At 46.4% G+C, this 22,499-nt stretch carries 20 protein-coding genes; 19 read left to right on the plus strand and 1 reads right to left on the minus strand.

Annotated elements, in window-relative coordinates; translation table 11 throughout:
* Window positions 1-337: 337 nt before the first annotated feature.
* Window positions 338-3,481 carry a VPS10 domain-containing protein gene (locus RIF36_RS11230; protein WP_350128537.1) on the plus strand — a complete coding sequence of 1,048 codons (3,144 nt, stop codon included), beginning with the start codon at window positions 338-340 and terminating at the stop codon, window positions 3,479-3,481.
* A 100-nt stretch (window positions 3,482-3,581) separates the two neighbouring features.
* On the opposite strand, the gene RIF36_RS11235 is transcribed toward RIF36_RS11230, so the two are convergent.
* A complete protein-coding gene (locus tag RIF36_RS11235; RefSeq protein WP_350128534.1) occupies window positions 3,582-4,376 on the minus strand; it encodes a hypothetical protein in 795 nt (264 codons plus the stop codon).
* A gap of 199 nt (window positions 4,377-4,575) precedes the next feature.
* Between RIF36_RS11235 and RIF36_RS11240 the strand changes: the two genes are divergently transcribed.
* The 18 genes from RIF36_RS11240 to RIF36_RS11325 all read left to right on the plus strand — a co-directional run bounded on the left by RIF36_RS11240 (window position 4,576) and on the right by RIF36_RS11325 (window position 22,362).
* Window positions 4,576-5,160, plus strand: coding sequence for an AraC family transcriptional regulator (locus RIF36_RS11240; protein WP_350128531.1), 585 nt, complete (start codon window positions 4,576-4,578; stop codon window positions 5,158-5,160).
* A gap of 75 nt (window positions 5,161-5,235) precedes the next feature.
* A complete protein-coding gene (locus RIF36_RS11245) occupies window positions 5,236-5,820 on the plus strand; it encodes a helix-turn-helix domain-containing protein (RefSeq protein WP_350128528.1) in 585 nt (194 codons plus the stop codon).
* A gap of 73 nt (window positions 5,821-5,893) precedes the next feature.
* A complete protein-coding gene (locus tag RIF36_RS11250) occupies window positions 5,894-8,152 on the plus strand; it encodes a heavy metal translocating P-type ATPase (RefSeq protein WP_350090991.1) in 2,259 nt (752 codons plus the stop codon).
* Window positions 8,153-8,245: 93 nt separating this feature from the next.
* Window positions 8,246-9,301, plus strand: coding sequence for a 2Fe-2S iron-sulfur cluster-binding protein (locus RIF36_RS11255; protein WP_350128525.1), 1,056 nt, complete (start codon window positions 8,246-8,248; stop codon window positions 9,299-9,301).
* 85 nt (window positions 9,302-9,386) lie between these two features.
* Window positions 9,387-9,599 carry a heavy-metal-associated domain-containing protein gene (locus RIF36_RS11260; protein ID WP_350075028.1) on the plus strand — a complete coding sequence of 71 codons (213 nt, stop codon included), beginning with the start codon at window positions 9,387-9,389 and terminating at the stop codon, window positions 9,597-9,599.
* A gap of 5 nt (window positions 9,600-9,604) precedes the next feature.
* Window positions 9,605-10,087, plus strand: a complete 483-nt coding sequence (locus RIF36_RS11265) for a DUF3347 domain-containing protein (protein ID WP_350128522.1) — start codon at window positions 9,605-9,607, stop codon at window positions 10,085-10,087.
* A gap of 7 nt (window positions 10,088-10,094) precedes the next feature.
* Complete coding sequence (locus RIF36_RS11270; protein ID WP_350128519.1) at window positions 10,095-12,221, plus strand: multicopper oxidase domain-containing protein; 2,127 nt, start codon at window positions 10,095-10,097, stop codon at window positions 12,219-12,221.
* Between the two features lie 215 nt (window positions 12,222-12,436).
* The gene (locus RIF36_RS11275; RefSeq protein ID WP_350128516.1) at window positions 12,437-13,858 is read left to right on the plus strand and encodes a DUF5689 domain-containing protein; all 1,422 of its coding nucleotides are present in this window, start codon (window positions 12,437-12,439) and stop codon (window positions 13,856-13,858) included.
* 71 nt (window positions 13,859-13,929) lie between these two features.
* Window positions 13,930-14,925, plus strand: a complete 996-nt coding sequence (locus RIF36_RS11280) for a zinc-binding dehydrogenase (protein WP_350128513.1) — start codon at window positions 13,930-13,932, stop codon at window positions 14,923-14,925.
* Between the two features lie 136 nt (window positions 14,926-15,061).
* On the plus strand, window positions 15,062-15,481 hold the full coding sequence (locus RIF36_RS11285) for an HYC_CC_PP family protein (RefSeq protein ID WP_502880852.1): 420 nt from the start codon (window positions 15,062-15,064) through the stop codon (window positions 15,479-15,481).
* Between the two features lie 143 nt (window positions 15,482-15,624).
* On the plus strand, window positions 15,625-16,128 hold the full coding sequence (locus tag RIF36_RS11290) for a DUF3347 domain-containing protein (protein WP_350128507.1): 504 nt from the start codon (window positions 15,625-15,627) through the stop codon (window positions 16,126-16,128).
* 246 nt (window positions 16,129-16,374) lie between these two features.
* Entirely contained in the window at window positions 16,375-17,808 is a 1,434-nt protein-coding gene (locus tag RIF36_RS11295) for a multicopper oxidase family protein (RefSeq protein ID WP_350075015.1), read from the plus strand.
* Window positions 17,809-17,933: 125 nt separating this feature from the next.
* Complete coding sequence (locus tag RIF36_RS11300; protein WP_350075014.1) at window positions 17,934-18,515, plus strand: DUF2911 domain-containing protein; 582 nt, start codon at window positions 17,934-17,936, stop codon at window positions 18,513-18,515.
* 22 nt (window positions 18,516-18,537) lie between these two features.
* Window positions 18,538-20,553 carry a copper-translocating P-type ATPase gene (locus RIF36_RS11305; protein ID WP_350075013.1) on the plus strand — a complete coding sequence of 672 codons (2,016 nt, stop codon included), beginning with the start codon at window positions 18,538-18,540 and terminating at the stop codon, window positions 20,551-20,553.
* Window positions 20,554-20,803: 250 nt separating this feature from the next.
* Window positions 20,804-21,175: an ArsR/SmtB family transcription factor gene (locus RIF36_RS11310; RefSeq protein ID WP_350128505.1), complete on the plus strand. Its 372-nt coding sequence runs from the start codon at window positions 20,804-20,806 to the stop codon at window positions 21,173-21,175.
* Window positions 21,172-21,795: a mercuric transport protein MerTP gene (merTP, locus tag RIF36_RS11315; protein ID WP_350128503.1), complete on the plus strand. Its 624-nt coding sequence runs from the start codon at window positions 21,172-21,174 to the stop codon at window positions 21,793-21,795. Before RIF36_RS11310 ends, merTP begins: the two co-directional genes overlap by 4 nt.
* Window positions 21,796-21,803: 8 nt before the next feature.
* Window positions 21,804-22,139, plus strand: coding sequence for a cation transporter (locus RIF36_RS11320; RefSeq protein WP_350128501.1), 336 nt, complete (start codon window positions 21,804-21,806; stop codon window positions 22,137-22,139).
* A gap of 4 nt (window positions 22,140-22,143) precedes the next feature.
* A complete protein-coding gene (locus tag RIF36_RS11325; RefSeq protein WP_350075006.1) occupies window positions 22,144-22,362 on the plus strand; it encodes a GDCCVxC domain-containing (seleno)protein in 219 nt (72 codons plus the stop codon).
* The last annotated feature ends 137 nt before the right edge of the window (window positions 22,363-22,499 follow it).

The following is a 22,499-nucleotide window of genomic DNA, read 5'->3' on the forward strand; positions in this document are numbered from 1 at the left end:
CCAAATGATTACCGCACCCACATCGACGGGTTTCTTAACACTTGGCCGTTTCACACAGGGACAAAACTACCGGCGGCTAGGAGCGCCTTCAGTAACAAATGTCACATTGGAGCAGGGCGCTGCTTTGGATAGCCAATTGTAGTACCGGGTTTTAGAGATTTACCAGATTCATTTTCAGCTAATTGCAGAAATTACAGGTGCTGGTTTTTAGGGTAGAATATTGCTGAAAAAAAACTGACAAAAATCAGTTTTATCCCTTCATGCGGTTCATAAAATAGACTTATCCAACATGACGAATTGTTGCTATATTGAGCGCTTAACAACAATCAATCTAAAAATGAAGCATCTCAGGCTACTCGTGCTGCTGTTAGTTTCGGCATCTATGTCGTACGGACAAAACCTTGACAGCGTCTTTCAAAGCTTAAAATTCCGAAATATTGGCCCTTTCCGTGGAGGTCGTTCAGTAACCGCCAGTGGCGTAGTTGGCGACCCGCTCACCTATTATATGGGTACCACTGGTGGAGGAGTTTGGAAAACCGAAGATGCTGGTGCCTACTGGAAAAATATATCTGATGGCTTTTTCGAAATGGGCTCAGTCGGTGCCGTAGCAGTTTCGGAAAGTGACCCCAATGTTGTTTATGTTGGGATGGGTGAGCATGCGCCAAGAGGGGTGATGACGTCTTACGGTGACGGCATGTATAAGTCGACGGACGCAGGCAAGACCTGGAAGAAAATAGGGCTGGAAAAAACGCAGCACATTGCCAGGGTTGTCATTCATCCTAAGAATCCTGATATCGTTTACGTGGCCGCTCAGGGTGCTTTGCATGGCCCAACTCAGGACAGAGGAATTTACAAGACCACGGATGGCGGTGTTACCTGGGCAAAGGTATTGTATGTAAACGACCTCACCGGTTGCTCCGAGCTTTCCATGGATATGAGCAACCCACAGGTGCTGTACGCCACCATGTGGCACCACCAGCGGATGCCGTGGCAGGTGGTAAGCGGAGGCCCGGGTAGTGGAGTCTACAAATCCAACGACGGTGGTGCGACCTGGGAAAAAATCCACAAAGGCTTGCCAAAGGAAATGGGTAAGATGGCGATTTCCGTGAGCCGGGCTAATCCCGACAAGGTATTTTTGCTAATGGAAAGCGATTCCGACAAGGATTTGGGAGGTTTGTTTGTTTCTGACGATGCAGGCAAAAATTGGAACAAGGTAAGTGGTGACCACCGGCTGATACAAAGAGCATGGTATTACATCGAAGTGTTCACCGATCCGCAGGACGAAAATACAGTATATGTGTTGAGTGCTCCCGCTCTGCGCTCCATTGATGGTGGTAAAACCTGGGAAACACTTTCTTCATCGCACGGAGACCACCATGATTTATGGATCAATCCAACCAATTCAAAAAACATGGTGTTGGCAGACGATGGAGGAGCTGCCATTACATTCAACCGGGCAGAAAGTTGGACGACACTGGACAATATGCCAACGGCACAGTTTTACCGCATCAACGTTGACAACGAGTTTCCTTACAATATTTACGCAGGACAGCAAGATAACAGTTCGGTGAAAATCGCCAGCATGTCGCTGGGTTCCTACAGCATAGGCGAAAGAGATTGGACAAGGTCAGCTGGTGGGGAAAGTGCCTTCCTGGCCTTTGACCCAGACGACCCACGCTACGTAATGGGTGGCAGCTACCTCGGCACCATTGAGATCCTGGACATGAAATCCAAAGCTGGAACAGGCGTGATGGCCGCACCTATTCAGTATTTGAGTATGGCAGCCCGTGACATGAAGTACTTGTACGACTGGAATGCGCCGATCATTTGGTCAAAGCACGAACCGGGCACGTTTTATCATGGTGCGCAGTATTTGCTGAGAACAAGAGACAAAGGAGTGACCTGGGAAGAGGTGTCACCTGACTTGACGAGGAATATCGATGAAAAGCAAGGCAAAGGCGGCGGGCCGTATACCGTTGAAGCAGTAGGTGCAGAGAACTACGGAGCACTTAGTTATGTGATCGAATCTCCGCACGAAAAAGGCGTGATCTGGACGGGTAGCAACGATGGATTTGTGCATGTGACCAGAGACAATGGTGGCAGCTGGACAAATGTGACACCAAAGGGGTTGGCGGAATGTCTGATCAATGCTATTGAAGTATCTCCGCACGATAAGGCTACAGCTTACATTGCCACGACCCGGTATAAGTTCAACGACTATACACCGGCTATCTACAAAACGACGGACTACGGTAAAACCTGGACGAATATAAGCAAGGGAATTCCTTATGGTTCGTTTACCAGGGTAGTTCGGGAAGATGAAGCTAAAAAAGGTTTGCTGTACGCTGGTACTGAAAAGGGACTCTTTATTTCATGGAGTGACGGCGCTTCGTGGCAGCCTTTTCAGCTCAATCTCCCGATCACGCCAATTATGGATCTGAGAGTGAAGGAAGGCGACCTTGTGGTGGCTACGTCTGGACGATCTTTCTGGATATTGGATGATCTTGGCGTACTGGGCCAGTATGGCGGCCTTACCAACTCTTTGAAACTCTACAGGCCGGATGATGCCGTGATTGGCAATTGGGGAAGCCCTTTGAACCGAACATCGGCTGAATTTGATGGTACTAACTTGCTGGAAGGTGTGAATCCTGCTAATGGCGTCATTATCTACTACGAACTGCCAAAGCTGGCCGATTCGGTGGCCGTGACGCTTGAAATAAGAGATGTTCAGGGAAACCTGGTGCGTACGCTTAGCTCCGAAAAGGATCCAAAGTTTCAGTCATACCCCGGTGGCCCTTCTCCAGAGCCTACCATTTCAAAGTCTAAGGGGATCAACAGATTTGTGTGGGATATGCGTTATGCAACAATGGTAGGCGCACCAAGCGCCTATGTGGAAGGAGGTTACAGAGGCCATAAGGCTTCGCCGGGCACCTATAGTCTGACACTGAAATACCCAGGCAAGGAGGCGAAAAGCGAATGTAAAATTCTTCCTAACCCACTCTATGAAACTACGCCTGCGACCTATGCTGAATACGACACATTCATGAAAGGAATGGAAAGCAGTTTGAATGAGATGCACAAGAAAGTCAATACGGTGCTTGACGTCAGAAATCAGATCGAAGGTGTGCTAAAGGATTTGCCGGAGGGCGATACTTTCACCGCACTTAAGAAGGATGGCGAGGCCCTGGTTGCCAGAATGAAGGCTTGGGATGAAGACATGGTGCAGCGCAAATCGAAGGCATACGACGATGTGGAGAACTTCCCGAACAAGTTCACTGCTAATTTTCTCTTTCTGATCAATGCCACCGAGAGCGATATACCGAGGGTTAATCAACCCAACAGAGACCAACTCAAAGTGCTGATGACAGAATGGGATCAGCTGAAGAGTAGGGCCGATGAATTGATAAATACCGATGCTCCTGCCTTTAACAAGCGATTGTGGGAGGCGGGTATTGGAGCGGTAAGGGTTACCAAAGACTAAGCACGCATGAAATATGAGGTGCCTGAACAAAAAGCTGATCGACGTTGATCAGCTTTTTGTTTTTTGCCCCTTCCGTTCCGAACAAAAAGCCATCTGAACCTCAATTCATCAGCTCAAATTTGTATTCAAAACTTGCATCTCTACCTGCAATAATTTTTTTAATCGCCAATCCCATGTCATTATACTCATAGGTGAATTTTTGTTCGGCAGAAGTACCGTTGGCATTGGTTAATTTTTGTGTTTGAGGATTATTCTGAAAAAATATCACAAATGGATGATGAAGGCTGCTCATGAAGAAGTGCTCGGAGTTTTTCTTTGTATCGAAATTTATATAAGCAATAGTGGATGCGGGAACAAAGGCTGAGCCATTGTAGCCAGCACGCCGCTCCTCAATGAGGTTGTCGTGACTGTCGTATTTGTATTCAATTTGATAGTTCTTCTGAAGTGTGCCTGTTGTAGCATTCCTCGTCCACGTAATGTCTTTTGTTAATCGGCCCAGTCCATCGTACGAATACTTGTGAGATTCGTAAAGATCGTTACCCATGTAGGCATTGGTTTCAGTAAGAATGTCGGAGGAGCTGTAGGAATATTCATATGAAATGACGGTTTGGTCATCTGACTTCGCTGACCTTAGCAAATTGCGGCTATAGGAAAGCTTATGCGTAAACTCAAAGGTTCCGTCTTCTGGGTTAGTTAACCCCGAAACGATGGTCGTTAGCCTCCCGCCCGCATCATACGTCAGGGTTCGGTAGCTTTTGCTAGAGCCAAAGGAATAGGTCAACTTTTCGGCACGGAGCGTCACCGGTGATGGTGCAGGCTCATATTCATAGCATGATTGTAGTGTCAAGGCCGCCACTACCAGTAACAGACTTGAAGTAAATTTTGAGTTTTTCATGCAGCATAAGACGACTGACATCAATTGATGGTTGGAGGTCCAGGTTTATTTATTTTTTACACTGCTCCAATTTTTCCTGATCACCGAACTCTTCTTTTCCCAGGGTGTTTATTAGACAATACAAAAGAATAGGTAGCTTTATCAAGAACAATTGCCAGGTTTTGTGTGCTTTTGCAGACCTGACCCAGCCAATCAACTTATGAAAGACCAAAGGGCGATTCACATAAAAAATATGGTTTGCAACCGCTGTATTATGGTGGTGGAGCAAATTTTTCAGGAGGCAAAGCTTCCTGTTGCATCCGTGAACCTTGGTGAGGTAAGGCTGGTAAATGACAACGTTTCCACAAGTCAGCTCTCTGCGCTGGACAGTTTACTACTCAAGCATGGCTTTGAACGTATCGACGACCGCAAGAGTCAGCTACTTGAGCAAATCAAATCCGCAGTGATTGATGCCATACATCACCACGATAATTTTGAAGTCAACATCAACTGGTCGCACTACCTGGCGGAAAAACTTCACTATGACTACAACTACCTTAGCAGCCTCTTCTCTTCGGTATCTGGCATCACGCTGGAGCAATATATCATCAGGCAAAAGGTGGAAAAAGTAAAGGAGTTCCTGTTTTACGACGAGCTCTCGGTCAAAGAAATTGCCTACAAGCTTGGCTATAGCAGCGTAGCGCACCTTTCCTCGCAGTTTAAGAAAATAACAGGGCTCACGCCAACCGAATTCAAAGAATCCCGACAAACTGATATTAGAACTCCGCTCGACAATATCATATAATCATATAACCAAATCTGGTGATTATGTAACGCCTTCTGTAGCTATTGTGCCCAACTTTGTACAAAGCAAAATAGCATGGAACAGTTTACCGAGATCAATATCAAAGGGATGGTGTGCAACAGGTGCATATTCACCATCAAAGAGCTGCTACAATCTCACAGCTATCCAGTTGAGCATGTTGCCCTTGGGAAGGTGATTTTCACAAAACCAGTCGATAGCACAGAAAAGGGCAGCATTAAACAGCTGCTGAGCCTGCTGGGGTTTGCACTGATAACGGATAGAAACGAGCAATTGCTTTCTCAAATAAAACAGTCTATCGAGGAGTGGCTCAGTAAGAATGGAGATGGAGCCAGAACCGCAAAACTTTCATCTTATTTGTCGGGCCAACTTGGAAAAAACTATGATTCTTTAAGTGAGTTCTTTGTGACCCATGAAGGAAACACAATAGAGAGATATGCCATCGCCCTAAGAATTGAAAAGGTAAAAGAGTTGCTTGTTTATACTGGCCTTAGTTTGTCGGAAATAGCTTTTAAAACCGGGTTCAGCAGTGCGCATCATCTTTCTTTTCAATTTAAGAAGACAACGGGTTTAAATACATCAGCTTATAAACCACTGCGGTCAGTCAAACTCAAGGCAAGGGAAGCTATGGAAACTATGTAATGCATTCCCAAAATGATGTAAAACTGATTGTTGACGCTGAACATACCTTTGTATAGAAAAAACTCAAAATAGAATGACAACATTAGAAGCAAACAAAGTGAAGGCAGATAGTTTATCTGGCAAACTCACAAAAGAAAGTTTCCCCGTTACGGGGATGACCTGTGCTGCGTGCGCAGTAAGCGTGGAGTCGATGCTGGCCAATACCAAAGGAGTAGTGGGGGCAGGCGTTAACTTTGCTACCCAAACTGCCTGGGCGCAATTCGACAACACTGTCGCATCAGTGGAAGATTTGCGGCAGTCAGTGCAGTCGATTGGATACGACCTCATTGTGGATGTGGAAGACCCCTCGGAGGTGCAGGCACAACAGCAGCTGGAGCATTATCAGGCAATCAAAAAGAGGTTGACCTGGTCAGCGATACTTACGCTGCCGGTGGTGGTGATCGGCATGTTTTTTATGGACTGGGAAGCTGGCAAGTGGATTTCCATGGCTCTTTCCGCTATCATCCTGTTTTACTTTGGCAAGAATTTCTTTGTAGTAGCCTGGAAGCAGGCCAAGCATGGCAAAGCCAATATGGACACACTGGTGGCTCTCAGCACCGGTATTGCTTTCATATTTAGTGTGTTTAATACAGTATTTCCAGAGTTCTGGCACAGCAGAGGGATCCATGCACACGTCTACTTCGAAGCGGCAGTAGTTATTATCACCTTCATTTCGCTGGGCAAGCTTTTGGAAGAAAAGGCAAAGTCGAATACCTCTTCTGCTATCAAAAAGCTGATGGGCCTTCAGCCCAAAACGGTAAAGGCCATTGTAGGTGGTGAGGAAGTAGAAATTCCCATCTCGTCGGTGCAAGAAGGCTATATTTTAATTGTAAGACCCGGGGAGAAAATCCCTGTTGATGGCGAAGTGGCCGAAGGCAAGTCGTATGTGGATGAAAGTATGATCACTGGTGAGTCTGTTGCAGTAGAAAAAACTGCCGGTGCCAAAGTTTTTGCGGGCACGGTCAATCAAAAAGGCAGCTTCCGCATGGTGGCGCAAAAAGTGGGTGGCCAAACCGTACTTGCCAGCATCATCAAAATGGTGCAGGAAGCGCAGGGAAGCAAAGCGCCGGTACAAAAGCTGGTGGATAAAATTGCCGGCATATTTGTGCCAGTAGTACTGGGTATTTCCATCCTCACCTTTATTGTCTGGATGATTTTTGGTGGCGACAATGCTTTTACCATGGCACTTCTTGCGTCGATTACTGTGCTGGTTATTGCGTGCCCCTGTGCGCTTGGGCTGGCCACCCCTACAGCCATTATGGTGGGCGTTGGCAAAGGTGCTGAGAACAATATCCTCATCAAAGATGCAGAGAGCCTGGAGTTGGGGCATAAGGTAAACGCCATCATTCTTGACAAAACCGGTACGATTACAGAAGGCAAACCAGCTGTGACCGAGGCGATATGGCTGAGCGATAAAAACCTGGATAACCACAAAGGGATATTGCTTAGCATGGAATCCCAAAGTGAGCACCCGCTGGCAGAGGCAGTTGTCAATCAGCTAAAGGAAGAGCAGGTAGCGGCATCAGCCATAACAGGATTTGAAAGTTTGACCGGCCGTGGTGTAACAGCCGTGAGTGCAGAAGAGGCCTACTACGTGGGCAACCGGAAATTAGTGCTGGAGAAGAACATCGTCATAGATGATAGCCTTTCTGCTGAAGCATCTAAATGGCAAAGCAAGGCTAACACGGTGGTTTATTTCACAGACAGCAAGAAGGTGATCGCTGTATTGGCTATTGCCGATAAGATCAAGGCAACTTCTAAGGAAGCGATCCAGACGCTGCAAGGGCGGGGCATTGAAGTATATATGTTGACTGGTGACAACAAGGAGACAGCGGCAGCTGTGGCCAAGCAGGTGGGGCTGAAGCATTTTAAAGCTGAAGTATTGCCTTCCGAAAAAGCGGAGTTTGTCAAGGCCCTGCAGGCTGAAGGAAAAGTGGTCGCAATGGTAGGAGACGGCATCAACGACTCGCATGCGCTGGCTCAGGCCGATGTCAGCATCGCTATGGGCAAAGGTTCCGATATCGCCATGGACGTAGCCAAGATGACGCTAATCACCAGCGACCTTAACGTGATTCCCAAAGCGCTGATGCTGTCGAAAAAGACGGTTATGGGCATACGTCAGAACTTGTTCTGGGCCTTTATCTACAACCTGATAGGCATTCCGTTGGCTGCCGGAGTTCTGTATCCTATCAATGGATTCCTTTTGGATCCAATGATTGCAGGCGCAGCCATGGCCTTTAGTTCAGTATCCGTGGTGGCCAACAGTTTAAGGCTGAAGGTGGCTAAGATCTAATAAGTCAAAAACCCAAAATTGCGGTTCTTTCAAGCCACCGGCATCAACTGATACCGGGCTTGGAAGAGTCTGCTCCAACTAACATTTACTGTCATGGAAAACACAGTCAAAATCCATAAAGTTATTCGTGAGACCAGGGATGCCGTCACTTTACAGTTTGAAAACCATCCTTCGTTACGCAATTATTCACCAGGTCAGTTCATTAACATTTATGGTGAAGTAGACAATGAAACGATCAGCAGATCCTACTCTTTTTCTTCATCGCCCCTGGCAGGTGAACGGCCCTCAGTTACCATCAAAAAAATGGCAGGTGGACGCCTGAGCAGACAGCTGGTTGAAACGGTGGAGCAGGGTGATTCGCTGACCGTGAGTGAGCCAGCAGGTAGGTTTGGGCTGAGAAATGAAGGTAATCCTGTCAAACACATGATCTTCATCGCAGGAGGAAGTGGAATTACTCCCCTTTTTGCCATGATCAAGACGATTCTTAATTCCAGGTCTCAGCAGCAAGCGCCGCCGCTGGTCACCTTGCTTTATTCTAACAAAGAGCCTGATACCGTCATTTTTGGGGATCAGCTTGATGAGCTGGAGGAGCAAAACCCCGGCAGGTTCAGCGTGGTTCATTTTTTGCAAAAGTGGGACGCCAATCGCCAGTTGGACAATGTGCATCATGGCTATATTAACAAAGCCAGGCTGGCCGCCTATTTAGACAGCGGATATAGCGACGCAACTGAAATCTATCTATGTGGGCCGGAGGCGATGATGCAAGCCATATTGAAGCATCTTGAAGAGCTGAAATTTGACCGCAGTAAAGTGTACAGTGAGTCGTATCAGCCCACAGCTGCTTTCGGCAAGCTTGAAATAGAGCCAAGTACGGGAAGGTCTGAGATAACTTTTTTGAAAGGGGCTGAATCGTTTTCACTGGAGCTATCAACAGATGAGTTCATTTTGCAAACTGGACTCAATAAAGGATTGAAGCTACCACATTCATGCAAGGAGGCCATGTGCGGAGCGTGCAAAGTAAAGCTGCTCTCAGGCAAAGTTAATATGGTTGAAAATTATGCCCTTACAGACAGTCAGCTCAAGGAGGGATATGTGCTTCTTTGCTCTGGAAAACCAGTCTCTGATGCTATTACACTTTCCTACACCTGAATTTTGAAATACAAGCCGGGAATTGTGTAACGCTCCTGGTTCGCAGACAAGCTAATTTTACAATATAATTTAAATTCAAAATAAAATGGAAACATTAAAGTTCAAATCAAACATCAAGTGTACAGGATGCATCGAAAAGGTAACCCCTTATCTCAATGAAACCGCTGGTGCCGAAAAGTGGGAAGTAGATCTTAAGAATCCTGAGAAAATTCTTACGGTTCGTGCTGAAGGAGTTACGTCTGAGCAGATTAGCCAGGCTATTCAAAAAGCAGGCTACGTAGCGGAAGCAATCAGCTAAGCACCATGAAGACGATGCTAACATTGCTGTGGGCTGCCCTTTCATTGGGCAGCCTTTCAGCTCAAAACGGAACATTGGAGCAGGTATTCGAAAACTACCTGAGCGTAAAAAATGCGCTGGTTCTTGGAGATGGAAAATCTGCTTCTGAAAGTGCAGGCAAACTTAAGGAAGCTTTAAAAATGACAGATGTTTCTAACTGGAGCCCAGCTGCCAAAAAAGCTTTTTCCCAGGCAAAGGAAGATTTACTCAAAGAAGCACACGCCATTTCTTCGACCCAGAATATTGAAAAGCAACGAGCCTCACTTGGCCTTTTATCGGCAAAATTATGGCCTGTGATCAAAGAGCCTGGCTCACTTGATCGTGCTGTTTACTACGACTATTGCCCGATGAAAAAGGCATACTGGTTGGCCGAAGAGGCAACAATAAAGAATCCATTCTATGGGAAGCAAATGCTTAGCTGTGGAAAGGTAGAACAAAAGATCAACTAAAATTGTCATGAAAAGGCTGCTGCTATTTTTAGCGTCTCTGATCGGCTTTTGGCCGTCAGTTGCACAGCAATTGGTACGATACGACCTGACCGTGACCGATACTGTAGTGAATTACACAGGCAAGGAAAGAATGGCCATAGCCATCAACGGTCAGCTACCAGCACCAACCTTGTATTTTACAGAGGGCGACACAGCCGAGATTCACGTGCATAACAAAATGCACCATGAAACATCCATTCACTGGCATGGTTTGATACTGCCAAACGAGCAGGATGGGGTTCCGTACCTTACCACTACGCCGGTCAAGGGCATGAGTACCCATATTTTTCGCTTCCCTATTGTTCAGAGTGGTACCTATTGGTATCATTCGCACACCATGCTACAGGAGCAACTCGGCATGTACGGGGCGTTCATTATCAGCAAGAGAGAGGCTGACCCGATGCGGGAATATACCATGCTGCTCAGCGACTGGAGTGATGAAAACCCGCATCAGATTGAGAGATCTCTGCACAATGCGACCGATTGGTATGCCATAAAAAAGGGAGCTGCTCAGAGTTATTGGGAGGCTGGCAAGGCCCATCACCTGGGTACGAAATTCGGCAACGAATTCAAGCGGATGATGGCCATGGATGTGAGCGACGTGTATTATGAAAGAGTGCTGCTTAATGGGCTTCCAGCGCAGGAAGCATCTTTCACTGTAGGGGAAAAGGTCAGGCTAAGGATTATCAACGGCAGTTCTTCAACCTACTTCTGGCTGAAATTTGCCGGAGGCAAGATGTCGGTAGTTGCCAACGATGGTGCCGACGTGGTGCCGGTGGAGGTAGACCGACTGATTGTGGGCGTATCAGAAACCTACGACGTAGTAGTCACCATTCCTGACTCTGGAAAATATGAATTCCTTGCTACCTCAGAAGACCGCACCAAAAGCGCCTCTTTGTGGCTGGGTGAGGGCAAGGAAGTACCTGCGGGGGCAATGCCACGGCTCAAGTACTTTGAAGGGATGAAAATGATGAATGACATGATGACCGTAGGTGGCAAAATGGAAGACATGGGTATGAACATGAGCTTGCAGCAAATGGACATGAACACTGTGATGTACCCCGAGATTGTGGACAGCAACGAGCCTGTTGTTACCCTCAACTACGGTATGCTTAAGTCGCCCACCGAGACTACTTTGCCCGATGTGCCCACCCGTGAGTTGAAATTTGAGCTTACTGGCAACATGAACAGGTACGTTTGGTCCATTGATAACAAGACAGTTTCAGAAACAGACAAGATTCTAATCAGGAAAGGTGAAAATGTGCGCATTGTGATCTACAATAACTCGATGATGAGGCATCCAATGCACCTGCATGGTCATTTTTTCAGAACCCTGAATGGGCAAGGTGCCTATTCGCCAATGAAAACGGTGCTGGATATTTTGCCCATGGAAACCGATACTATCGAGTTCCATGCATCTGAAGAGTACGGTGACTGGTACTTTCACTGCCACATTCTTTATCACATGATGTCAGGAATGGGCAGGATATTTTCATACGAAGGCAGTCCCCCAAATCCTGAACTCGGCAATCCGAAAAAAGCTCTGCGAAATGTGTATCATGATGACCGGCGCTTCTATTCCGGCGCAGAAATTAGTCTTGAAAGCAATGGGAGCGATGGAGAGGTTTGGGTGGCCAATACCCGCTGGTCGCTACAAACGGAGTGGCGGCTCGGGTTCAATCAAACCACAGGGCGAGAATCTGAGAGCCATATTGGGAGGTATATTGGTAGAAACCAATTCTTTATGCCCTATGCCGGTTGGGATGTCCGCAGCAGGTCGGTGGAGGGCGATGAAAAAAATATTTTTGGAATTCGCAACACAAAGGATAACAGAAGCGTAATATGCTTTGGCCTGGAGTACACGCTGCCCTGGTTTGTAAAAACAGACCTTAGGGTCGACCACACAGGGAACGTTCGCATTCAGTTCGCTCGTGAAGACATACCGGTTTCTTCCCGAGTCAGACTTTGGGGTGTATGGAACACTGACATGGAATATAGCGTTGGGGCCAAATATATTTTTACCAAGTACTGGTCACTTTCCACACACTATGACAGCGACATGAAATGGGGTGGTGGATTGTCGCTGACCTACTAAGTACAGGCTTTCCAGTAATTGTATTAACCAACACGTACGAAATTTAAAACCATCATTTGAAGATGATGACTGGGAGAGGAGCGCTTTTTTCCGGCGATTCAGCTGGCCGTGAGCTCGTTATCCTTTGGTAGTTGATTTTTCCCTTAGTCGGATTTGCAGGATAATAATACACTTTTTTCAACAACACATCATTTAAAGGTAAAACTCAAAATTCAATGAAAACTCAATTTTTGAAATCATTTTTTTATGCTGTTGCCATTGGTGCAACGCTGTTTGGCTGTTCCAAAGACAACGACCAGGAACCAGGCCCGGTAGCCGTATCGGTCGAATTTTTAAACACGACCCACAACATTGCCGAGGTAGGCGATTCTGTTCAGGTGGTAGTGGCTTTAAGTGCTGATGCGCCAACTGACGGCACTGTTTTTGTCAAATTGTTTGGCGATGCGGTATATGGTGAGGACTTCTTTACCAAGCCAGCGGCAGTGAACGGCGTGGTGAGGATGGACTTTCAGGCGGTAATGCGCACAAATATTTTCACAGTGCACAGGCTGAAAAACGACAACAAGAGGAACGAATCGACAATCACTCTCACCGTGGCCAATGTGTCGCAAGGCTACTTGATTGGTAGTAAGGCAACGTCAAATGTAAAGCTTTTGGAATTGCCCGAAGAGCCAGCGGGAGCGAGAATCAATTTCGAGGATGTATTCCTTCACCTTTCAGAATACGAAGAGAATGGCTACGCTGTTAATCTCAAGCTGACCAATCCTTTGACTGAAAAGGAAACGGTAACGCTGGTGATTGACGCACCCAACGGCCGCAATTATGGCACTCATTTCACTACTGTGCCAGTAGCTGTTCAAAATAAGATTGAAATAGAGGTTTTGCCGGGTGCAAGCGCTGTTCAGTTCACTATCTTCCCAGCCGATGATGCGTTGGTATTGGGTACCTATGACATAACCTTCAGCATTGATGCCACCACGGGCAGACTTGAAAAAGGAGAGATTTTGCAACTGGCAGTAAGGGTTGAAGAAAATGATAAGGAACCAATAAATGAGGTGCACAGCATTGCTGAGCTAAGGAACTACTTCGATGAGTTTGACGGCCAATTTTGGATGTCGACCGATTATTTTATTGAAGGTGTGATTACATCAGGTGAAAATGTGCTGGACAATAGAACAGTCTATATTCAGGACGAAACAGGCGGTATAATGCTTCGCTTTTCTGTGAGAAACTTCCTGAAAACAGGCGACAGGGTCCGAATTAATCTGATAAATGCCACCGGTAATATCTACAATGGCCAAAAAGGAATGATCGATGTGCATGATATGCTTGGCCAGGTACTGCAGCATAACCAAACGATGGCTCCGAAGGTCATTACTTTTGAGCAGTTGCACACGGGCAACTATGCAGGCATGAGAGTGACCGTTACAGGCGCCACATTTCGGGAAGCTGACGGAGTAAGAATGTTTGAGGGTAGCTGGGGGCTGATTTCTGAGACATCAGGGGCTATTGTTACCACTTACAGTCATGCGTATTTCAGCAGCCATCTGCTTCCACGGGGGACGGTGTCGGTTACAGGCATTGTTGGAGATTGGGGACGTATTTTGCCGCAAGGCCTCCAGGACATTCTTAGATAGTTTTCGAAGCCCACTCTCAAAAACGGAGTGGGTTACTTTTTTCGGTAATTCAATTATTAGAAACCTAAAGCATGAAGGCAGCTGTACTTAATCAATCATCCCACCAACTGGAAGTAAGCGAACTAGAGACGCCAAAACCTGGTAAGGGCGAAGTGCTGGTTAAGCTAAAAACAGCCTCGATCAATCATCATGAACTTTGGTCGATGCAGGAGAGGAGCATCGCTAGCGATTCTACGGTCATTATTGGGTCAGATGGAGCTGGTGAAGTAGTGGAAGTTGGGCCTGGTGTGGCGAGCACATGGATCGGTAAAGCGGTAATAATCAATCCCTCGTTGAATTGGGGGAGCAATCTACGAGTGCAGGGCCCGGACTACCAAATTTTAGGCTTCCCACGAAACGGAACGTTTGCCGAATACATCAGCATACCGGTTGAGTATGTTTATGAGAAGCCTGCACATCTTGACTTTGATGAAGCATCTGCGATTCCTCTGGCAGGGCTCACAGCCTACAGGGCCCTGTTTACAAGAGGGGAATTTGAGAAGGGAAGTAATGTGTTGATAACAGGAATAGGTGGTGGGGCCGCTTTGTTTGCCCTGCAATTTGCCATAGCCGCTGGTGCCAACGCCTATGTTACCTCAGGCAGCGAGGAGAAAATCCAAATGGCTGTCAGTATGGGTGCCAGGGCTGGCGTCAACTACAAAAAGTCGGATTGGGACAAAAGATTATTAATGTTGGCCGGAGGATTTGATGTTATTGTCGACAGTGCAGCCGGAACGGGCTTTGCAGCTCTCACAGAATTAGCCAATCCGGGCGCTAGAATTGTCCTCTTTGGCAGAACTGCCGGTAAAATTCCCCAGTTGAACCCAAGCATCATTTTTTGGAAGCAGCTTTCTATTCATGGATCATCGATGGGAAACGATGCTGAATTCAAAGCGATGATTGAGTTCATCGAACTGAACAAGCTGAGGCCGCTGGTCGATGCTGTTTTTCCACTTGAAAATATCCGGGACGCATTTGAGCGCATGGAGTCAGGAAAACAGATGGGAAAGATTGTTGTTACTTTGTGACATAGTCAGCCGACTCAGCGCTGTGCTCTAGGGAGCCAGAATGCCAGCGTTGCCTTGCATAGGCTATTGTTTGCAAGGAAACTTATACTCTGGTCTGTTGTAAACTTTTCTTACCTTGCATGTGTTTCCCATTAGCATGCAACTGTTCCGAAAAATATTTGCAATATTCTTTTCCTGCATTGTGCTCTTGAGCTCAATGAGTTTCACCATCAACACGCATTTATGTGGTGGAAGGGTTGAAAGTGTAGCCGTTTTTGTTGACGCTTCGGCTTGCTCGATGAATGAAAATCCGGGTTGTGCTTCCGATAATCACAATCCTGGCGGAAACCTGAAAAAGAGCGATTGCTGCTCTGATTTCAGCCAGCTAGTGGAGGCTCAAACGGACATGAAAAGCACCATGTCTGTAGATATTCCAGCATCCAGCTATGCCACGCAGGTAGTTTTTACCACACTTTTTTTGGCGGTAGAAAGAAGCAGTCACTGCTCCAGCAATGAGTACGTACCCCCATTGATTGATCGAGATATTCAAGTGCTCGTTCAGTCATTTCTTATTTAGGCCCCTGATCAATTTGGGAGTTTTAAGTTAGCTCCACAATACTCTCGGGTTTGCGGGCTCCCCCTCTGTATTATTTCCACAAAATTCATTTATCAACTATCACACATACATGTGGCCGATGGCCGCATCAACAATCTATAAATATGAAAAAGTCAATTCTAATACTCAGCGTGGCTTTGTTAAGCCTCTCAGCCAATGCGCAACACGACCACGCCAGCGATGCCGCCGAGAATGCAACAAGTAAACAAATGGCTCCAATGTTTGAAGATAAAAACATGGGCCTGGCCTACACGAGCTACATTCAATTGAAAGAGGCGTTGGTGGCATCGGAAACAAAAGGTGCAGCCACTGCCGCAGCGGGCTTGCAAAAGTCATTGGCAGCAGTAAGCAATAGTAAGTCTGCGCTTGGCGAAGCAGCCAAAGTAGCCAAGGCTGCTACGCTGGATGACCAGCGCAAAGCTTTTGTGGGTTTAAGCAATGAGATGACAGCTTTGGTGAAGGGATCCAAACTTTCGATGGGCACTATCTATTTGGATTATTGTCCTATGGCCAAGGGTTCATGGCTTTCTAATAGCAAGGAAATACAAAATCCTTACTACGGGAGCAAGATGCTATCATGCGGTAGTGTGAAGGAGACGATTGAATAAGGGGCAGGCGAAAATTGATAATGATCATACATAGTACTGATCATTCAAATGCTCAATCGCCATTGTTTAGATTATTTTTAATGGCTGAAGTACTTAAAGTCTTTTGAGTATTTCGGCCAACGAAACAGGCACCAAAGGCTGCGAACTTAGATAGGAAGCCAATGTCGTGACGCTGCGAAAATGTATGTGCGAAAGAGTGAAAAAGCTTAAAAGGGACGAAAAGAAACTTTTAAAATATCATGTGGTATGAAGAGAAGACATTTTGTAAAGCTTTCTGCTGGTTCTGTGGTTCTGCCCATGGTTCTTCAGAACTGCATGTCCCATGACAGGGATGGAAATGTAGGCATCGTAGACACTGGGTTTGATATGCCATTGCCATTTCCGGAAGAAGCTGGAGCGTCTCTTGATTTGAATTCAGGTAGCCAAAGTACCAGCATTTTAGAAGGCAAAACAACCAGCACGTTCGCCTACAGAAGCAATATTCTGGGCCCAACCATTCGGGCTTTTAGGGGCGAGATGCTGACTGCCAGCTTGCAAAACGCACTATCCGAGCCAACAAACGTACACTGGCATGGGTTGAAGGTGCCAGCTAACATGGATGGCAATCCCGTCGATATTGTAAAAGCTGGAGAATCATTTCAGTACAGTTTTCCAATTGATCAAAGGGCCGGAACCCACTGGTATCATCCGCATCCGCATGGCGCCACTGCAAGGCAAGTGCATAATGGCCTGGCCGGAATGCTTATTATCAATGATGACGAAGAACTGGCACTCGGACTTCCCGCTGGCGACTTCGAGGTTCCGCTGGTCATTCAGGATAAAAGGTTGAAGGCAGGAAAATTGGTCTATGATCCGTCCATGATGGAGACTATGACCGGGTACTTTGGACAAACGATCACCGTGAACGGCGTAGCATCACCTTTTCACACAGTTCAGGCGAGGTGGTACCGGTTCAGGATATTGAATGGATCTACTGCAAGGGTTTATAATCTTGCCCTGAGCCCCAATTTGGGTATGAAAATAATTGGGAGCGATGGTGGTCTGCTTGTTGCGCCTGAAGATGTCAATGAAGCCTTGCTTGGCCCCGGCGAACGACTGGACGTTTTGGTTGATTTTTCGGCAGAACCAGTAGGCTCTGAAGTCTATTTGGAAAGCAAAAAGTTCAATGGGGGATCGTCGCAAGGAGCCGAGAGCTTCAAAATCATAAAATTTATTATCGGAGCATCAAGCGGTGACACCTTTCAGCCATCCGCCTCTCTTTCGGTCATCGACAAGATTCCTGAAAATCAAGCAACTAAAGTCAGGAACTTTGAGATTAACAGGATGGGGATGATGGGCAGTGGAGCTATGCATACTTTCAATGGAAAGTCTTATAAGAGAGGCAGAGTTGACGAGACAGTGAAAGCAGGGGCCACAGAAATTTGGGAGTTTGATAATGCAGGCGATGAAATACACCCGATCCACATACACGCAGTTCAGTTTCAAATATTGTCAAGAACCGGGGGGAGGAATGGTATTATCCCCTCGGAGAAAGGATGGAAGGACACCGTTTTGATCTTTCCGAAGGAAAAGGTCAGGCTTATTATGACTTTCCCAGATACGCCTGGAGGTTTTGTGTTTCATTGCCATAACCTGGAGCATGAGGATGATGGAATGATGCTCAATTTTGAAATTGTATAGTTGTGAAAAGCGTCTGGCAATCTGCTCGTAGTAGCTGTAAGTGGGCAGCAATGCTCGGACAGGCTTACAATGTTTTCACTTTAGTTATTAATCATTGATTTCTCAAAACAAATAAACAAACCATCATGAAAAACCTAAGTTATCTATTATTAGCGCTGGTGCTGTTAACAGCTGCCTGCGAGTCAAAGAAGTCTTCCACGGATGAGCACCAGCACCATACCACCGAACCTGCTGTTGCTTCGGTGGATACCCTGAAAAAAAGTATTCCCAAGGAAGCCCATGGACAGGTGGGAGGCGTCCACGTTTCTATGGCATATCACGCTCCCGGAGCCAGAGGACGGGTGATCTGGGGAGGTCTTGTGCCTTTCAACGAGGTTTGGGTAACTGGTGCCCATAGTGCCACAAACATCACTTTCTCGAAGGATGTAGAAATAGGTGGGACAACTGTGCCCGAAGGGAAGTATGCCTTGTTCACCATTCCGGGCAAGGACTCATGGCAGGTTATTATAAACAAAAATTGGGAACAGCATTTGGCGGATGATTATTCCGCAGCCGATGATGTAGTAAGAGTTGAAGTAATACCCCAAACGAATCTTCCGCTTCAGGAAAGGCTTAACTATAATATTGAGGACAAAGGGGACGGAAAGGGAGCTATTATCATGACGTGGGAAAAACTGGGTGTGACCCTGGAGTTCAGCAACAAATAGTAACAGGCTTAAAATCAGCACAATGGAACATCTTCATCATACTGGCAATCAAGATCATAATGCTCACGATCACTCTAAACACAGCGGTTCGGGCCACCATGGTCACCACGCCCACATGATAGAGGACTTCAAGAAGAGGTTTTGGGTGTCGATTGTCCTTACCGTTCCTATTTTGGCACTATCCAAAATGATTCAGGAGTGGCTGGGATTTGAATTCGGTTTTGCAGGAGATCAATATGTTTTATTTGGACTATCATCGGTCATTTTCTTCTACGGGGGTTGGCCTTTCCTGAAAGGGCTTGTTGATGAGGTAAAGGAAAAGGCTCCTGGTATGATGCTGCTGATTGCAGTGGCCATTACAGTGGCCTATGGATATAGCTCGGCTGTCGTATTCGGTTTGGAAGGAATGGACTTTTTCTGGGAGCTGGCGACGCTAATTGTGATCATGTTGTTGGGCCACTGGATAGAGATGAAGTCAGTGATGGGTGCTTCCCGTGCGCTGGAGCTTCTGGTACAGATGATGCCAGCGGAGGCGCACCTTGTTCACGATGATCATGTGATGGACGTGAAAGTGTCTGAACTAAAGAAGAATGACATTATACTCATTAAGGCCAACGAAAAGCTTCCCGCTGATGGTGTCATAGTGGAGGGCGAGAGCTACCTGGACGAAAGTATGCTGACTGGCGAAAGCAAACCAGCTAAGAAAGCAAAAGGCGATCAGGTCATTGGAGGATCTGTGAATGGCAATCAGTCCTTCAAAGTAAAGGTAGAAAAGACGGGGGAGGAGAGCTACCTCAATAAGGTGATTAAACTCGTGCAGGACGCACAAAAAGCGAAGTCTAAAACGCAGAACCTGGCCAATACGGCCGCCAAGTGGCTGGCATATGTGGCCCTAAGTGCCGGTGCGAGTACGCTCATCGCATGGTTGGCCATGGGCAAGCCAATGGACTATGCCCTGGAGCGCATGGTGACGGTGATGGTGATATCCTGCCCCCATGCATTGGGATTGGCCATTCCTCTCGTAGTTGCCATTTCCACAGCTGTTTCGGCAGGCAAGGGCTTGTTGATCAGAAATAGAACCGCCTTTGAGAATGCAAGAAAGATCACAGCTTTTGTTTTTGACAAAACAGGCACCCTAACCGAAGGTAAATTTGGCGTTTCACGGTACGAAAGCCTAACCGATGCCCTGAAGAAAGAAGACTTGATGGCAGCTGTGGCATCGTTAGAGCAAAGCTCCGAGCACCCTATTGCACAGGGCATTGTGAAGGCCGCCAAAGAAGCAAAGCTGAAACTGAAGAACGTAAAGAGTTTTGAGTCGCTGACATCGAAAGGCATTCAGGGAAGTGTTGACGGCAAAAATTGGAAAGTAGTAAGCCCGGGTTATTTGAAGGAAAAGAATATAGATATTCCGAAGGAGGCTGGCTCTGACGCTGCTGAGACAATCGTATTCGTGATCAGGGAGGATAAACTGGTTGGGTTTATTGCTTTGTCAGATAAAATAAGGGAGGAAAGTGCTGAGGCCATCGAAACGCTCAGAGCGAAAGGGATGAAGCTGTTCATGGCCACAGGCGACAATGAAAGGACCGCAAAGGCAGTAAGTGAAAATCTGGCCCTCGATGGCTATTACAGCGAGGTGCTGCCTGACCAAAAGGTCGACATCATTAAGAAGCTGCAGAAAGAGGGGCACTTTGTAGCCATGACAGGCGATGGCGTCAACGATGCACCGGCACTTGCTCAAGCCAACGTTGGTATCGCAGTGGGCTCAGGAACGGATGTGGCAGCAGAGACGGCAGATATCATTTTGGTAAATAGCAATCCTAAGGACATTGCTAATCTTGTGATGTTTGGGAGAGCCACCTACAAAAAGATGATCCAAAATCTCGTGTGGGCTACTGGCTATAACGCTTTTGCGCTGCCATTGGCGACAGGCTTTATTCCCGGGTTGGTAATAAGCCCGGCCATCGGTGCCGTGTTCATGAGTCTGAGCACTGTGATAGTCGCTATCAATGCGCAGTTGCTGAGGCGAAGCATGAAATAACTTCAGTCTGCCCGCCAGCATAGATGTGGAGGTAATCCATTTCATATTTGAGTATTTATCTGAATGCGCAAAAATGGCGTGAGTTCTTGCTAGTGAACTTGTATAGTAGCTGACCTTCTGCTACGCCTAACTGTGCTTTAATCTTCGGTAAGAATATGACCAGCGGATAATAGTATTTTAGTTTTTACTAAAATGTTTGAAGCCTTACCTCTATCTTAGTGTTTAAGTATATACTAAAACATTAAAATGTATGAGCAATACGTGTATCAGGGTATTAGCGGATCATGTCCAAATTCAAGAATGCAAGGACAAACTAAATGAGATGGAAGGTACCCTTAAAAATTTGACCAGGCTTTTTAATTTATCCGGCAACGCTGCTCGCCTCAAAATTCTTTATTTACTAAAGCGAGAAGGCGAGATGTGTCCTTGTGATTTGAGTGATGTGTTGGAAATCTCAGTCGGCGGAGTTTCTCAGCACTTGCGAAAGCTCAAAGACGGAGGCCTTGTAGTGGACAAGAAAGTCGGTCAAACGGTCTTCTATTCGCTGGTTGCCCAGTCCACTGAATTACTACTGCCTGTTTTTGATATTCTTTCTACTTCTAAAAGAACAGTTGAATCATGAGCACTGCAAAATCATCCAAAACTGCCAGTATTGGCCTGTTAACGGCCATTACCACCTCGTTGTGTTGTATCACCCCCGTCTTTTCTGTGCTTGCGGGAGTTGGAGGAATTGCCTCTACCTTTTCATGGATGGAGCCATTGCGGCCCTACCTGATAGGTCTTACAGCGGTTGTACTTGCTTTCGCCTGGTATCAAAAGCTCAAAACAAGAGTGCAGGAACAAATGGACTGCGCCTGTGAGGAAGAGGAAAAGCCTTCTTTCTGGCAATCGACAAAATTTCTGGGAATGGTGACCCTTTTTGCCATTGTTGTGATGGCCTTTCCATCTTACTCTGGCATCTTCTTTTCTGATCAACCAGCCAGCCGCATCATTGTTGTGAAGGAAAATGACATAAAAGAAGCTCACCTGATTGTGAAGGGAATGACCTGCACAGGGTGTGAGCACAGCGTAAATCATGCACTTACACAAAGCTCAGGAGTATTAGAGGCCTCCTCATCGTATGAAACAGGAATAGCTACGGTAAAATTCGATCCATCAAAAGTGAAGCTAGAAGAACTCGCTAAGATTGTGGAAGTTGAAACGGGCTATATAGTGACCGATAAACAAGTTATAAACGAATAAAGCTGAAAATGAAAAAGATAGTACTAGTTGTTGTCGTGATGGGAATGATAGGTCTTTCTGTTTACGGACAAACTACCCCCAACGAGATCCCGACTTCAAAGAGCGAAGCAGAAGTAAAACTGAAGATTACTGGCTTGACATGTGCAGGCTGTGCAACACAAGTCGTCAAAGTATTGAAGGAAACGAAAGGTGTACTCGACAACCATGTAGAGTACCCAGGGGATATTGCTATTATTAAATACGACGATAAAAAGACCAAACCTTCAGAACTGATAGCAGCTATTGAGAAGAAAACCTCTTTTAAAGCAGCGTTGTACATTGAGCCAAAGGAAAAAGATAATTGAAATCATGGAAAAAGAAATCGAACTACAATCTATACTAACCTGCCCCGTATGCGGGCACCGAAAGGAAGAGACGATGCCCACTGACGCCTGTCAATTCTTCTATGAATGTGAAAACTGTCACGAAGTGCTGAAGCCCAAAGCCGGTGATTGCTGTGTGTATTGCAGCTACGGTACTAATGCATGTCCTTCAATTCAGGAGGGTGGTAAAAGCAATTGTTGCTAATGAAATAATGATGTTGGGGCTGCTGATACGAGAAAGTCTTCCCCGACTTTCTTTGGTAAGGGGGCAAAAAAAGAGACTTATAACTACACACAGCGACTCGTTCACATGGGTGCAAAGGTGCTTTTGCTGGAAGTGAC

The organism is Imperialibacter sp., from assembly GCF_040222815.1.
Lineage (GTDB): Bacteria > Bacteroidota > Bacteroidia > Cytophagales > Cyclobacteriaceae > Imperialibacter.